This is a genomic window from Candidatus Tisiphia endosymbiont of Parasteatoda lunata (assembly GCF_964030955.1).
GTDB lineage: Bacteria > Pseudomonadota > Alphaproteobacteria > Rickettsiales > Rickettsiaceae > Tisiphia.
Genome location: NZ_OZ035003.1, coordinates 1,237,585 through 1,252,010 on the forward strand (window position 1 = coordinate 1,237,585; position 14,426 = coordinate 1,252,010).

Sequence of the window (14,426 nt, forward strand, 5' to 3'; positions counted from 1 at the left end):
CAAATTACTAGTAATATCTTTAGGAGTCTCAAAAGGTTCTGTCGCATATGTTGGACAATAGAAAAAAGATTGATATAATGATCTAAAAAAGATGTTAAGATGTTTCGTATTACTGCAAGATTATTATCATATTTCAAAGGATTTTGTTCTTCACCAGAAATAATAATGTTATTTGTCTATATGAAATGCCGATTTTCTTTAAGTTATCGAGATTTGGAAGAAATGATGAGTATAAGGGGAGCAAAAATTGATCACTCTACATTACAAAGATGGGTTATAAAATTTGTACCATTGATAGATCAGGTGGTTAGAAAAAGAAAGAAGCCAGTTGGTAGTAGTTGGAGAATGGATGAGACTTATATTAAATTAAACGGTAAATGGGTTTATTTATATAGAGCACTAGATAGTCTTGGTAATACTGTAGACTTTCTGCTACGTAAGCATAGAGACAAGCCTGCAGCACTTGCATTTTTTCGTAAAGCCTTTAGAGAGAATAATTTTCCTGAGAAAGTAGTAATTGATAAAAGCGGTAGTAATACGGCTGCTCTTAATGATTTGAATACAGAAGTTCCTAAAGATTATAAAATTAAGGTTATTCAGACCAAATACCTGAATAATCTTGTAGAACAAGATCATAGGTTTATCAAAAAACGTACAAAGCCAATGCTTGGTTTTAAGAGTTTTCATTCTGCAGAAATGACTATTACCGGTATAGAAAATATTCGTATGATGCAAAAAAGACAAATAATTGGAGCTAATGATAATCTTTCTACTTTTGAGAATTTTGCTATGTTAATGGCATCATAATGTCCAAAACCTTAGTTTTAACAATCTTGATGTAGTATGATTTATAGATGCGACAAAACCTATATAGAAACAGATATAGCGATGTCGGAAACTAGCATAAGAAGATTTCGTAATTTATTAGGTGAATCTGGATATAACGAGATATTAGCAGAGTTGATAAGAGTTGGAATAAGAACTAACACAATTAAAAAAAAGATTTGGAATTGATAATTGCTGATACAACGGTACAAATTAAGAATATCAAGCACCCACATGATGTTTATTTAATGGATAAAGCTAGGCTTAGTATTGTGAAGCTTTGCCAAAGTTTGGGTATAAGTTTAAACGAAACCTACGCTAGAACCTATAAGCGAGATATAATAAAGCTCTGGAAGTATAAAGAGCATAGCAAAGCCAAGAAGCGTTGGAAAATAATGAAGCATTTAAAAACGTTACTTGGTCGTTTGGTTAGAATATGTGAGCGTGAGATAAAAAATCAGAAATTAAACTTATCTATCAGAGATCAAGAAGTATTGAAAAAAGTAAAACAAATACATAGCCAATCTGTTTTAAAAAGAGAAGAGAAAAAGCAATACAAAGAACAGAATAAAATATTGTATAGTTTTCATGCCCCTGAGGTAGAGTGTATAGGGAAGGGAAAACGAAACAAGCCATATGAGTTTGGCAATAAAGTTGCGGTAGTAGTCAGTGGTCGTAGAAATTTTGTACTGTCAGCAAAATCGTTTCATAATAATCCTTATGATGGTCATACATTGCAGCAGAGTTTTGAAGCGGTAGAAAATGTAACTGGAATAAAGATAAAAAAATCGTTTGTTGATCTTGGTTATACTGGCAGCAATGTTAAAGAGAAGAGTAAGGTATATACCCCAAAAACTCGGAAAAAGTTATTGAAAGAAGACAAGTGTATGATCAGGAGACGCAGTGCTATAGAACCAATAATAGGGCATTTGAAACAATATGGCAGGATGGGCAGAAACTTCTTGAAGGGTGTGATAGGAGATGTGATCAATCCAATAATCTCTGCTATAGGTTTGAATTTACGATGTATTGCCAATCATTTACACATCATGCCTAACTCTACATAAAAAAATTATCATTAAAAAACTTGCTAAACGATTAAAAAAAATCGTTAACAATAAGCTCATGTAAAAATTTTACTAAAACAGAAATTTTTCAATAAAATTGAAAACAATTTTTAATTTTAGTGCAAATATTAGAATTTTTTTTGTAAAAATTTTATTCAATCATAGATTATGGGGGGCTTTAAATATTTTTGGCGGACGGACTTTCTAAAGCTACTAGCCGTTTCTTAAGATTATTGAGATCGTTCCTAAGCCAGATAGATCTAATGCCGCCGGGAGATACTAAAATCCCATCTTTTTTTAATTCGTTCGATACACGAAGTTGACCATAAGCGGGGTACTCTATTGCCATGTCTAATACCGCTTTCTCTACAATAGGATCAACTCTATTAGCCAATATGGGTTTCTTACGGCTTATTTCATACAAGGCTTCATCGCCACCATTCTCATATAATTCCTTGAATCTATAATAACTATCTCTGCTATACCCCATTGTCTTACATGCACTAGATACATTTCCTAAGCTTTTTGCTAGTTCAAGTAATCCTATTTTTGGTCTTATTATTTTCTGATTTAAATTCATTTTAATCTCCATTTAATAATTTGTTTATTTTACTAAATGTAAGATTAAATCTCAACTACTTCAACACATTATATGCATTTGTTAAACATAATGTTCTATTATCCAAAGTAAAATCAGCAGTTTTACAAGTACTGATTCCGCGACAATCTGATTGAGTACGGCATGTTGGGACAAAAAATTGTGCATCTATCACGTTATCTGCAACTGGTGTAAGCCCTTCTCCATATTCTTCTAAAGTAGCACCCCAAATATTTAGTGTTTGCAGTAACCAATTATTTGGTATTAAATAATTGGTTGAAGGTTTATTGTCCCACTTTGGGAGAAAAACCCTGCACTTGCAGTGCATCGTTTTAACATATAATATGTAGAAATGCAGTATTATAAGAAAACAAGTCATACAATATACGACTGTACCTATCATATAGTTTGGGTAACGAAGTATAGATATAAAGTATTAATAGGAGATATTGGGAAACGCACCAAAGATCTAGTACAGGAGATATGTAAAGATAATGGAGTTGAAATAATAAGAGGCAAGGTTGCCGCTAATCACGTGCATATATATGTATCAATACCTCCATATCAAAGTGTTAGCAAGCTGGTACAATATTTGAAGGGTAAGAGTTCTAGAAAGATTCAGCAAGAATTTCCGGAATTAAAAAAGAGATATTGGGGTAAACATTTATGGGCTACAGGATATTTTGTAAGAACTACAGGTAATGTCACAGATCAGATGATCAAAGCCTACATAGAAAAGCATGAAGGTAAAGATGATGCTGTGGGAGACTTTCAAGTTGAAAATTAGCTGAGGCTAAAGGCATGAATGCCTCATGTATGTACTAACTTAAAAGTTAGAAACTATTTGTGTATGGCTCATTTAGAAAGTGTCACAACACAAAAAGAATATATCTGTGAAGTGTAAGATTTTGTTAAAAAATATCTGTATGATTCATTCTTATCTTTTCTGAGTCTGTCCTATAGTTTGTGTAAGTTGCAAAGAAAGCAGTAAGAGATTACTGTAAAAAAAGTAACTTAAGCAAGCAAGGAGGAATTATGGCTAAAAAATTAGATACAGATAAAGATACATTAGACATCAGTAATCAGCTAGTAGAAGAATTATTATCAAAAGCAGTCCATCGGAGTTATTTGGTCGAGATGGTTTATTTCAACAGCTAAAGAAGCAAATAGTTGAGAAAATATTAGCAAGTGAGTTGGATCATGAATTAGGATATTCAAAACATAGCAAGATGCCAAAAGTAGATAATAATCGTCGTAATGGTAGCTATGAGAAGACAGTAATTGATGGGGATGGTCGTAAGCTGACAGTAGAAGTACCAAGAGATCGGGAAGGAGAGTATAATCCTCAATTAATACCAAAAGGGCTGAGGAGATTTAATGGATTTGATGAGAAAGTGATATCCCTTTATGGTCGCGGTATGACAGTCAGCGAGATCCGAGGGCATTTAGAAGAAATATATCAAACTGATGTATCTGGTGACTTGATATCCACCATAACAGATGGGGTGATAGAAGAAGTAACTAGGTGGCAAAATCGTTGTTTAGATAGGGTGTATCCAATATTATACTTGGACTGTATCTATGTAAAATCTAGAGACAATCACATAGTAATAAATAAAGCAGTATATTTAGCACTTGCTGTAAATATAGAAGGGAAAAAGGAGTTACTTGGCATTTGGATAGGCAAAAATGAAGGTGCTAAATTTTGGATGCAAGTAGTTACTGAGTTAAAGAATCGAGGAATTGAACAAATTTATGTTGCTTGTGTGGATGGTTTAAAGGGCTTTCCAGAAGCTATAAGCAGTGTATTCCCGAGTACTATAGTACAATTATGTATTGTACATATGGTTCGCAATTCAGTAAAGTATGTGTCATATAAAGATTTAAAAGAGGTCACATCAGATCTAAAACAAATTTATACAGCTAATAATGACGAAATGGCACGTTTAAAACTTCAGCAATTTGGTGTAAAATGGGATAAAAAATATCCGGTAATTTCTGATATTTGGCAACGTAATTGGTCTGGGATAATACCGTTTTTTGCCTTTCCTGAAGAGATCAGAAAGGTAATTTATACTACTAACACTATAGAATCTGTAAATCGTCAAATTAGAAAAATTATCAAAAATAAGGGGGTGTTTCCAGATGATAAGTCAATTCAAAAAATAATATTTTTATCCCTACAAAATGCAGCCAAAAAATGGACCATGCCTATTAAAGATTGGTCTTTAGCTTTAAATCAATTTGAAATACTTTGTGGAGATTTTAAATATGATTTATTGGAAAATAAAAAATGAACTTACACAAATTAAATGATTGACTCTCTTTTCTTGATAAGATATTTAAAATTTATGTTGAAACGACGCACTGCAAGTGCGGGGTTTTTCTCCCAAAGTGGGACAATAAATGTTGATATATGCTATCAATTGACAATGGCTGTGCCAAAGCGGGTTTAATCGTAAATAATAAAATTAATAGTTTAATAATTAATATATTCTTCATAGTCATTTAAACATACAAATTTGAATAATAAGAATCCTAGCAGAAATACTAATTGATATCTAGGGGAATTTAAAAGTCAGTCTTATAACATTACTAACATATAGTTAGAGTCAATCATTTAATTTGTGTAAGTTCATTTTTTATTTTCCAATAAATCATATTTAAAATCTCCACAAAGTATTTCAAATTGATTTAAAGCTAAAGACCAATCGAAACTGGACTGATTTTTCAAGACAAATTTTTCACTAATTTTGTTTCCCATTTTACATAATTTTTAAGCTGCATTTTGTAAGTAATCAAGATACACGTTCATCGGTTTTTTATAACCAATACTTGAATGGAATCTTTGATTGTTATATTTATCCATGTATTTATCAATACCATCTTTAAGTTCTGCGATATTTTTAAAATCATTTATAAATATACAATTATATTTTAAAGTTCTAAAAAATCTTTCAATCACAATATTATCAATGCTTCTACCCTTACCGTTCATTGAGATTTGTATATTATTCTCTTTTAGAATTCCCGTATGCTCATGTCCAGTATATTGACTACCCTGATCACTATTGAATATTTGTGGTGCAGGGTATTTATTCAGTGCATCTTTTAATACATCGGTTACAAGTGATGCATCCATAGAATTAGATACTTTATAACTTAGTATTGCCTTACTATGCCAATCTATAATCGCCACAAGATACATAAATCCTCCGTTAGTTCTAATATAAGTAATGTCACCACTCCACACTTGATTAACATAAGGTACATGAATAGTTCTATTCGTTCCTGATTTGTGCCAGTACGGCTCAAGCAAATAGCTATAAATTTTATGTTGACCATCCTTCACAGAAGTAGATTGCTTTTTATGAGGATGAATAGCTTCTATACCCATTATTCCCATATATTTAAGCACCCTATCTCTGCCCACATTAAAGCCGTCTTCCAATAATTGTTTGTATATATAACGATAACCATACTCAGGGTTATCCGTATATATTTCATCTATTCTATTTAAAATATCAAGATTATATAAGCTCATTACTTTAGCTTTATAATATACTCCAGATCTGCTTATCTTTAATAGTTCACATTGCCTTGTCTTTGCTAACGTACTCAGCTTGGGGTCGACAAGACTTTTCTTATTTGATAAGTCCAAGCTGTTTAGCTTTCCCACCGCCCAGTCCCTCTCGACTGTAGCCTTACCTAATGCTTTTGCAAGTTCATCGTTTTGATTCTTAAGTTCACTAATCTGCCCTTTGTACTCACTAACAGCTTTTGCTGGCTCAAATGCCAATGACGCATTATCTAAAAATTGTCGTTTCCAGTTTTGCATAGTTTTAGCCGTTACTTCATATTTGACCGATAACTGACCTATTGTTGATTCTTCTTTTAACATCTCTAATACTATTTTAGTTTTTGCTTCTGCACTAAAATTTTTAATTTGTTTTTTACCCATTTGTTTCTCTTTAATTTTATTTATTATTCTATACTTATTGAGAAACAAAAATACCTGCTTCTTTGTCTAATTTTTTCAGTCCATTATAATCTTTAATAGGCATGGTCCATTTTTTGGCTGCATTTTGTAGGGATAAAAATATTATTTTTTGAATTGACTTATCATCTGGAAACACCCCCTTATTTTTGATAATGAGTCTGTCCTATAGTTTGTGTAAGTTGCAAAGAAAGCAGTAAGAGATTACTGTAAAAAAAGTAACTTAAGCAAGCAAGGAGGAATTATGGCTAAAAAATTAGATACAGATAAAGATACATTAGACATCAGTAATCAGCTAGTAGAAGAATTATTATCAAAAGCAGATCCATCGGAGTTATTTGGTCGAGATGGTTTATTTCAACAGCTAAAGAAGCAAATAGTTGAGAAAATATTAGCAAGTGAGTTGGATCATGAATTAGGATATTCAAAACATAGCAAGATGCCAAAAGTAGATAATAATCGTCGTAATGGTAGCTATGAGAAGACAGTAATTGATGGGGATGGTCGTAAGCTGACAGTAGAAGTACCAAGAGATCGGGAAGGAGAGTATAATCCTCAATTAATACCAAAAGGGCTGAGGAGATTTAATGGATTTGATGAGAAAGTGATATCCCTTTATGGTCGCGGTATGACAGTCAGCGAGATCCGAGGGCATTTAGAAGAAATATATCAAACTGATGTATCTGGTGACTTGATATCCACCATAACAGATGGGGTGATAGAAGAAGTAACTAGGTGGCAAAATCGTTGTTTAGATAGGGTGTATCCAATATTATACTTGGACTGTATCTATGTAAAATCTAGAGACAATCACATAGTAATAAATAAAGCAGTATATTTAGCACTTGCTGTAAATATAGAAGGGAAAAAGGAGTTACTTGGCATTTGGATAGGCAAAAATGAAGGTGCTAAATTTTGGATGCAAGTAGTTACTGAGTTAAAGAATCGAGGAATTGAACAAATTTATGTTGCTTGTGTGGATGGTTTAAAGGGCTTTCCAGAAGCTATAAGCAGTGTATTCCCGAGTACTATAGTACAATTATGTATTGTACATATGGTTCGCAATTCAGTAAAGTATGTGTCATATAAAGATTTAAAAGAGGTCACATCAGATCTAAAACAAATTTATACAGCTAATAATGACGAAATGGCACGTTTAAAACTTCAGCAATTTGGTGTAAAATGGGATAAAAAATATCCGGTAATTTCTGATATTTGGCAACGTAATTGGTCTGGGATAATACCGTTTTTTGCCTTTCCTGAAGAGATCAGAAAGGTAATTTATACTACTAACACTATAGAATCTGTAAATCGTCAAATTAGAAAAATTATCAAAAATAAGGGGGTGTTTCCAGATGATAAGTCAATTCAAAAAATAATATTTTTATCCCTACAAAATGCAGCCAAAAAATGGACCATGCCTATTAAAGATTGGTCTTTAGCTTTAAATCAATTTGAAATACTTTGTGGAGATTTTAAATATGATTTATTGGAAAATAAAAAATGAACTTACACAAATTAAATGATTGACTCTTGATAATTTTTCTAATTTGACGATTTACAGATTCTATAGTGTTAGTAGTATAAATTACCTTTCTGATCTCTTCAGGAAAGGCAAAAAACGGTATTATCCCAGACCAATTACGTTGCCAAATATCAGAAATTACCGGATATTTTTTATCCCATTTTACACCAAATTGCTGAAGTTTTAAACGTGCCATTTCGTCATTATTAGCTGTATAAATTTGTTTTAGATCTGATGTGACCTCTTTTAAATCTTTATATGACACATACTTTACTGAATTGCGAACCATATGTACAATACATAATTGTACTATAGTACTCGGGAATACACTGCTTATAGCTTCTGGAAAGCCCTTTAAACCATCCACACAAGCAACATAAATTTGTTCAATTCCTCGATTCTTTAACTCAGTAACTACTTGCATCCAAAATTTAGCACCTTCATTTTTGCCTATCCAAATGCCAAGTAACTCCTTTTTCCCTTCTATATTTACAGCAAGTGCTAAATATACTGCTTTATTTATTACTATGTGATTGTCTCTAGATTTTACATAGATACAGTCCAAGTATAATATTGGATACACCCTATCTAAACAACGATTTTGCCACCTAGTTACTTCTTCTATCACCCCATCTGTTATGGTGGATATCAAGTCACCAGATACATCAGTTTGATATATTTCTTCTAAATGCCCTCGGATCTCGCTGACTGTCATACCGCGACCATAAAGGGATATCACTTTCTCATCAAATCCATTAAATCTCCTCAGCCCTTTTGGTATTAATTGAGGATTATACTCTCCTTCCCGATCTCTTGGTACTTCTACTGTCAGCTTACGACCATCCCCATCAATTACTGTCTTCTCATAGCTACCATTACGACGATTATTATCTACTTTTGGCATCTTGCTATGTTTTGAATATCCTAATTCATGATCCAACTCACTTGCTAATATTTTCTCAACTATTTGCTTCTTTAGCTGTTGAAATAAACCATCTCGACCAAATAACTCCGATGGATCTGCTTTTGATAATAATTCTTCTACTAGCTGATTACTGATGTCTAATGTATCTTTATCTGTATCTAATTTTTTAGCCATAATTCCTCCTTGCTTGCTTAAGTTACTTTTTTTACAGTAATCTCTTACTGCTTTCTTTGCAACTTACACAAACTATAGGACAGACTCTATAGTTATCTTGAAATCTATAAAATGGCATGTTATAATTTTATTTTTTGGTCTTAGTGATCGATATAAATTGATATATTATATGTTATAATTATGGCTAACGTTTTTTTTAATGGTCCTGCCGGTCGGATCGAAGGGCTTTATACTAAATCTAGTAATCCTAAAGCCCCCCTTGCTTTATTATTACATCCACATCCGCTTTACGGTGGTACTATGAATAACAAAGTGATTTACAATATATATAAATCATTAGTAGCTAATGGGTTCACAGTACTCAGAATTAATTTTAGGGGCGTTGGACGTTCCCAGGGAGAGTTTGATAACGGTATTGGCGAAATGACTGATGCGGCAACAGCACTTGACTGGCTACAACTTAACAACCCTACTAGCAGTCTAAATTTGATAGCGGGGTTTTCTTTTGGAGCATGGATAGCCATGCAACTAATCATGAGAAGACCAGAGATTAATAATTTTATTGCGATATCTCCGCCAGTGAATAAATATGATTTTTCGTTCTTATCTCAATGCCCTATTTCTAGCTTTGTAATACAAGGTGACAATGATAGTATTGTACCCGAAGAATCAGTGCTTGAATTAGTAGATAAATTATCTAAGCAAAAACATATAACTGTCGATTATAAGATTATCCAAGGAGCCGATCATTTTTTTCGGAACAAGCTTGGTGAATTTACCCAAGCAATTAATGATTACTTACAATTAAGGTTATTGAATCATCAGGTTACGCATTTAAAGAAGGATTTTTTTACTGAAGAAAATTTAGCAAACAAACCGCTACAAAAAGTTTTCTTAGATTAACTGCAATTAACAATTAATTATAAAGAGTTAGATTTTTATGGCAACAAACCAAGAAGAAATTAAACAATCTTTACATACCCAATTATTTACAACTTTAGTTAACCACTCTGCACTGCAAGTGCAGAGCTTAATATTACGGCATGAATGCCTAATGTATGTACTAACTTAAAAGTTAGAAACTATTTGTGTATGGCTCATTTAGAAAGTGTCACAACACAAAAAGAATATATCTGTGAAGTGTAAGATTTTGTTAAAAAATATCTGTATGATTCATTCTTATCTTTTCTTGATAAGATATTTAAAATTTATGTTGAAACGACGCACTGCAAGTGCGGGGTTTTTCTCCCAAAGTGGGACAATAAAACTTACAAAGTCAAATGGTAAAGATCAAGTTGTAAATGATAGAATCTCTAAAAAATGTGAAGAACTTGCTAGTAGTGTAATAGCACTCGCTCAAGAGCCATCAGACTCTAATATTGATTTGTATAAAAAGAAAATGCGGAAACTTACACATTCTAAATACATTGTAAGTGAAATATTAAAGGTAGTTAACCACTCTGCACTGCAAGTGCAGAGCTTAATATTACGGCATGAATGCCTAATGTATGTACTAACTTAAAAGTTAGAAACTATTTGTATATGGCTCATTTAGAAAGTGTCACAACACAAAAAGAATATATCTGTGAAGTGTAAGATTTTGTTAAAAAATATCTGTATGATTCATTCTTATCTTTTCTTGATAAGATATTTAAAATTTATGTTGAAACGACGCACTGCAAGTGCGGGGTTTTTCTCCCAAAGTGGGACAATAAATTTGAAGAAAAGCAAATTAATAATTTTGATGAACTAAGAGCATTTTATAAAAAAAACATAAAAGAAAATCTCAATAATATGAAAGAGATAGCAAGAGCAGCAGACACAGTAGCTAAATTTAGTAATGTACCTCCTGAATTTAAAAACGGTCAGTGGTTAGAAACTTTTGCTAAATCTCCTATTAAAGACCCAGTAGCCTATGCAGGTCACCATAATATTGAAATTGAAGGAAAAAGTGCTTTACAGTGGGCTAGCGAACATGATTATCAAATTAAAGTGCCTGCTCAACCTGTAACAACAACTGTTCAAGAACAACAATGGCAAAAGAGTCAAGATGGTAAATGGCAAGAGGTAGAAGTCTCAATGCCGAAGGTTCAAAAAAGTGTAACAAGTTTGAATCCAACAGAATATGTTGCAGATATAGAAAAACGTCTTGAATCTTTGGAAAATAAAATTGAATACTTTGTAAAAGAGACAGTAACAGCAGGTAAAAAGATTACTATAGAAAAACTAGAAAGGTTTTACGACAAATTATGGTTTTGTCGCATCTATAAATCATACTACATCAAGATTGTTAAAACTAAGGTTTTGGCTCTGTACAAATAAGTGTGTAAATTTTTCAAAGGTTATATAAAAATATAATATAACAAAAGGAGAAATTATAATGCACCAAAAACAAAATGAAGCAATGAATCAAGCGATAGATTTATTAATAAATAATGATACAGATATATCAACATTACTTAAAGAGGATGGTTTATTAAAACAATTAACCAAACGGCTTGTAGAGAAGGCATTGCAGTCAGAGATGAATAATCATTTAGGATATGATAAATATTGTCATACTGATAGTGATAATGTTCGTAATGGTAGGAATGTAAAGAATCTAGTAACAAATAATGGAGTTGTAGAGATTGAGGTTCCAAGGGATAGAAGTAGTACATTTGAACCTGCATTAATTCCGAAGCGTCAAAGACGTATTGAAGGATTTGATGATAAAATAATATCATTATACGCTAAAGGAATGAGCTTATCTGATATTAAGATTCAAATGCAAGAATTGTATGGAGCTGACGTTAGCGAAAGTTTGATAAGTCAAATTACTGATGATGTAATTGAGGATGTCAAGATATGGCAAAGCCGACCATTGGATCGAGTATATGCTATAGTATTTTTTGACTGTTTAGTAGTAAAAGTACGTCAAGATAAACGAATTATCAATAAGTCTGTATATGTAGCATTAGGTATTGATTTATCTGGAAGGAAGGATATTTTAGGATTGTGGATCAGTGAAAATGAAGGAGCGAAATTTTGGCTTGGTAATTTTACTGAGATGAAGAACAGAGGTATGCAAGACATGCTTATTGCTTGCAGTGATAATTTAACCGGTATGTCTGAGGCAATAGAAGCAGTTTTTCCGAAAACCGAACATCAATTATGTATTGTACATCAGATTAGAAATAGTTTAAAATATGTATCATATAAAGACCGAAAAGAATTAGCGGCTGATTTAAAGCCTATATATACTGCTAGCACAGAGGAAGAAGCACATCTTGCTTTAGAATCTTTTGAAGCTAAATGGAGTAAACAGTATCCACAAATTGCTAAATCTTGGTATGTTCATTGGGAAAATTTAATGGTTTTTCTAGGATACCCTGAGGCGATAAGGAAAGTAATATACACAACTAATAGTGTAGAATCTGTCAATAGCCAATTACGTAAGGTTACTAAGAATAAACGGGTTTTTCCAAATGATAATGCCGTTTTTAAGACCTTGTATTTGGCAATTGATTATATGACCAAGAAATGGGTTATGCCGATTCCAAACTGGAACGCAGCTATGGCTCACTTTTTGATAAAATTTGAAGGTAGAATTTAAGCCCTATGAAAAATTTACACACTTAATTAGAAAGGCTCAAGGTTTTGGACATTATGATGCCATTAACATAGCAAAATTCTCAAAAGTAGAAAGATTATCATTAGCTCCAATTATTTGTCTTTTTTGCATCATACGAATATTTTCTATACCGGTAATAGTCATTTCTGCAGAATGAAAACTCTTAAAACCAAGCATTGGCTTTGTACGTTTTTTGATAAACCTATGATCTTGTTCTACAAGATTATTCAGGTATTTGGTCTGAATAACCTTAATTTTATAATCTTTAGGAACTTCTGTATTCAAATCATTAAGAGCAGCCGTATTACTACCGCTTTTATCAATTACTACTTTCTCAGGAAAATTATTCTCTCTAAAGGCTTTACGAAAAAATGCAAGTGCTGCAGGCTTGTCTCTATGCTTACGTAGCAGAAAGTCTACAGTATTACCAAGACTATCTAGTGCTCTATATAAATAAACCCATTTACCGTTTAATTTAATATAAGTCTCATCCATTCTCCAACTACTACCAACTGGCTTCTTTCTTTTTCTAACCACCTGATCTATCAATGGTACAAATTTTATAACCCATCTTTGTAATGTAGAGTGATCAATTTTTGCTCCCCTTATACTCATCATTTCTTCCAAATCTCGATAACTTAAAGAAAATCGGCATTTCATATAGACAAATAACATTATTATTTCTGGTGAAGAACAAAATCCTTTGAAATATGATAATAATCTTGCAGTAATACGAAACATCTTAACATCTTTTTTAGATCATTATATCAATCTTTTTTCTATTGTCCAACATATGCGACAGAACCACTCGCTTATGCTGAAGAATTTAAAGAAGCCACGAAACCTCGACCTGCAGCGTACTCAAATGTGTGTGAGGAGCAGAGTACCGGGAGCATGAATAAATTACCAACAGAAGTAGAGTTTGCCAAAGATATCTATTGATCACCACGTTCCAACCAATGTCCTTCAGCTGGTGACAAGTCACTTGCCACAGCTCTTCTGTCGTCAAATACAAAACATTCTCCTTGCCATAACCTATTACGATTATGGGTCACTTCTAAATATTGTAAAATACCGCCTTTAAGATGGTACACATCATTAAAACCCAGTTTCTTCAAATAGGCTGTTGATTTCTCGCATCTAATCCCACCAGTACAAAACATTGCTACTTTTTTTCCAGCAAGTAATTCTTTATTCTGCTCTACCCATTTGGGAAATTGCTTAAACGTTTCTGTCTTCGGATCTATAGCCCCTTTAAAAGTACCTACACAAACTTCATAGTCATTTCTAGTGTCTACTAATACCACACTATTTTGGCTAATAAACTTGTCCCAGTCCTTTGGTTCAATATACTCTCCTTTAAGATTTGCAATATCAAGATACCCAACTGTCATAGCAATAATTTCTTTTTTCAGCTTTACTTTTAATTTTTGAAAGGGATGGATATCACAATAATTTATTTTAATATTTACATCTTCCGCAGATGTAAGTTTTATAATTTCATCTATTAAAAAATTTACCTCTTCTTTTGTCCCAGAAATTGAACCATTAAATCCTTCTAGAGCTAAAAGAATAGTACCCCTAATTCTTCTTTTTTTACCAATAAGTAAAATCTTTGGCAGCAAAATCTCAAGGTTTTCTAGGTTAGTAAAACTATAAAAACTTAATACTGCTATTTTATCATTATCCATACTGACTTCAT

General features: G+C 32.4%; 21 protein-coding genes and 1 pseudogene. 14 read left to right on the top strand and 8 right to left on the bottom strand.

Going from position 1 to position 14,426, the window contains the following annotated elements:
- Positions 1–99: 99 nt before the first annotated feature.
- Genes AAHN00_RS07695 through AAHN00_RS07705 form a run of 3 tightly spaced genes read left to right on the top strand, consistent with a single transcriptional unit; the run spans position 100 to position 1,892 of the window.
- Positions 100–807, top strand: coding sequence for an IS6 family transposase (locus tag AAHN00_RS07695; protein ID WP_342270905.1), 708 nt, complete (start codon positions 100–102; stop codon positions 805–807).
- A 36-nt stretch (positions 808–843) separates the two neighbouring features.
- Entirely contained in the window at positions 844–1,014 is a 171-nt protein-coding gene (locus AAHN00_RS07700) for a hypothetical protein (RefSeq protein WP_342270906.1), read from the top strand.
- On the top strand, positions 1,011–1,892 hold the full coding sequence (locus tag AAHN00_RS07705; RefSeq protein WP_342270907.1) for a transposase: 882 nt from the start codon (positions 1,011–1,013) through the stop codon (positions 1,890–1,892). Before AAHN00_RS07700 ends, AAHN00_RS07705 begins: the two co-directional genes overlap by 4 nt.
- A gap of 184 nt (positions 1,893–2,076) precedes the next feature.
- Here AAHN00_RS07705 and AAHN00_RS07710 read toward each other — a convergent pair.
- A pseudogene (locus AAHN00_RS07710) lies at positions 2,077–2,472 on the bottom strand (helix-turn-helix domain-containing protein); the annotation flags it as partial.
- Between the two features lie 55 nt (positions 2,473–2,527).
- Entirely contained in the window at positions 2,528–2,818 is a 291-nt protein-coding gene (locus AAHN00_RS07715) for a hypothetical protein (RefSeq protein WP_342270908.1), read from the bottom strand.
- Positions 2,819–2,842: 24 nt separating this feature from the next.
- On the opposite strand from AAHN00_RS07715, the gene tnpA reads away from it, so the two are divergent.
- From tnpA to AAHN00_RS07730, 4 genes are all read left to right on the top strand, one after another.
- Positions 2,843–3,277 (top strand): IS200/IS605 family transposase, encoded by a 435-nt coding sequence (tnpA, locus tag AAHN00_RS07720; RefSeq protein WP_342270909.1) that lies wholly within the window; start codon positions 2,843–2,845, stop codon positions 3,275–3,277.
- Between the two features lie 248 nt (positions 3,278–3,525).
- Positions 3,526–3,648 (top strand): hypothetical protein, encoded by a 123-nt coding sequence (locus AAHN00_RS15085; protein WP_342272418.1) that lies wholly within the window; start codon positions 3,526–3,528, stop codon positions 3,646–3,648.
- On the top strand, positions 3,591–4,787 hold the full coding sequence (locus AAHN00_RS07725; RefSeq protein WP_410521441.1) for an IS256 family transposase: 1,197 nt from the start codon (positions 3,591–3,593) through the stop codon (positions 4,785–4,787). The genes AAHN00_RS15085 and AAHN00_RS07725 overlap by 58 nt, the downstream gene beginning before the upstream one ends.
- A 33-nt stretch (positions 4,788–4,820) precedes the next feature.
- Positions 4,821–4,946 (top strand): hypothetical protein, encoded by a 126-nt coding sequence (locus tag AAHN00_RS07730; protein WP_342270910.1) that lies wholly within the window; start codon positions 4,821–4,823, stop codon positions 4,944–4,946.
- Positions 4,947–5,125: 179 nt separating this feature from the next.
- Here AAHN00_RS07730 and AAHN00_RS07735 read toward each other — a convergent pair whose 3' ends face one another.
- From AAHN00_RS07735 to AAHN00_RS07745, 3 genes are read right to left on the bottom strand one after another with little or no spacing between them, the layout of a single operon-like run.
- Entirely contained in the window at positions 5,126–5,254 is a 129-nt protein-coding gene (locus AAHN00_RS07735; protein ID WP_342270911.1) for a hypothetical protein, read from the bottom strand.
- Positions 5,255–5,266: 12 nt separating this feature from the next.
- Positions 5,267–6,451, bottom strand: coding sequence for an IS3 family transposase (locus AAHN00_RS07740; protein ID WP_342270912.1), 1,185 nt, complete (start codon positions 6,449–6,451; stop codon positions 5,267–5,269).
- A 34-nt stretch (positions 6,452–6,485) separates the two neighbouring features.
- Positions 6,486–6,626 (bottom strand): hypothetical protein, encoded by a 141-nt coding sequence (locus AAHN00_RS07745; RefSeq protein WP_342270913.1) that lies wholly within the window; start codon positions 6,624–6,626, stop codon positions 6,486–6,488.
- A 105-nt stretch (positions 6,627–6,731) separates the two neighbouring features.
- On the opposite strand from AAHN00_RS07745, the gene AAHN00_RS07750 reads away from it, so the two are divergent.
- On the top strand, positions 6,732–7,994 hold the full coding sequence (locus AAHN00_RS07750; protein WP_342270914.1) for an IS256 family transposase: 1,263 nt from the start codon (positions 6,732–6,734) through the stop codon (positions 7,992–7,994).
- Here AAHN00_RS07750 and AAHN00_RS07755 read toward each other — a convergent pair.
- Positions 7,963–9,111, bottom strand: coding sequence for an IS256 family transposase (locus AAHN00_RS07755; protein ID WP_342270915.1), 1,149 nt, complete (start codon positions 9,109–9,111; stop codon positions 7,963–7,965). The two genes, AAHN00_RS07750 and AAHN00_RS07755, sit on opposite strands and share 32 nt — an antisense overlap.
- Before the next feature lie 180 nt (positions 9,112–9,291).
- On the opposite strand from AAHN00_RS07755, the gene AAHN00_RS07760 reads away from it, so the two are divergent.
- From AAHN00_RS07760 to AAHN00_RS07785, 6 genes are read left to right on the top strand one after another with little or no spacing between them, the layout of a single operon-like run.
- The gene (locus tag AAHN00_RS07760; RefSeq protein WP_342270916.1) at positions 9,292–10,014 is read left to right on the top strand and encodes an alpha/beta hydrolase; all 723 of its coding nucleotides are present in this window, start codon (positions 9,292–9,294) and stop codon (positions 10,012–10,014) included.
- Positions 10,015–10,051: 37 nt separating this feature from the next.
- On the top strand, positions 10,052–10,183 hold the full coding sequence (locus tag AAHN00_RS07765; protein WP_342270917.1) for a hypothetical protein: 132 nt from the start codon (positions 10,052–10,054) through the stop codon (positions 10,181–10,183).
- A 36-nt stretch (positions 10,184–10,219) separates the two neighbouring features.
- A complete protein-coding gene (locus AAHN00_RS07770; RefSeq protein ID WP_342270918.1) occupies positions 10,220–10,633 on the top strand; it encodes a hypothetical protein in 414 nt (137 codons plus the stop codon).
- A gap of 36 nt (positions 10,634–10,669) precedes the next feature.
- Positions 10,670–10,864 (top strand): hypothetical protein, encoded by a 195-nt coding sequence (locus AAHN00_RS07775; RefSeq protein ID WP_342270919.1) that lies wholly within the window; start codon positions 10,670–10,672, stop codon positions 10,862–10,864.
- Between the two features lie 41 nt (positions 10,865–10,905).
- A complete protein-coding gene (locus AAHN00_RS07780) occupies positions 10,906–11,433 on the top strand; it encodes a hypothetical protein (protein WP_342270920.1) in 528 nt (175 codons plus the stop codon).
- A 58-nt stretch (positions 11,434–11,491) separates the two neighbouring features.
- Positions 11,492–12,706: an IS256 family transposase gene (locus AAHN00_RS07785; protein WP_342270921.1), complete on the top strand. Its 1,215-nt coding sequence runs from the start codon at positions 11,492–11,494 to the stop codon at positions 12,704–12,706.
- A gap of 51 nt (positions 12,707–12,757) precedes the next feature.
- Here AAHN00_RS07785 and AAHN00_RS07790 read toward each other — a convergent pair whose 3' ends face one another.
- Together AAHN00_RS07790 and AAHN00_RS07800 are read right to left on the bottom strand one after the other, a co-directional pair.
- Positions 12,758–13,465 (bottom strand): IS6 family transposase, encoded by a 708-nt coding sequence (locus AAHN00_RS07790; RefSeq protein ID WP_342270905.1) that lies wholly within the window; start codon positions 13,463–13,465, stop codon positions 12,758–12,760.
- Positions 13,466–13,659: 194 nt separating this feature from the next.
- On the bottom strand, positions 13,660–14,415 hold the full coding sequence (locus AAHN00_RS07800; protein WP_342270922.1) for a rhodanese-like domain-containing protein: 756 nt from the start codon (positions 14,413–14,415) through the stop codon (positions 13,660–13,662).
- Positions 14,416–14,426: the final 11 nt, after the last annotated feature.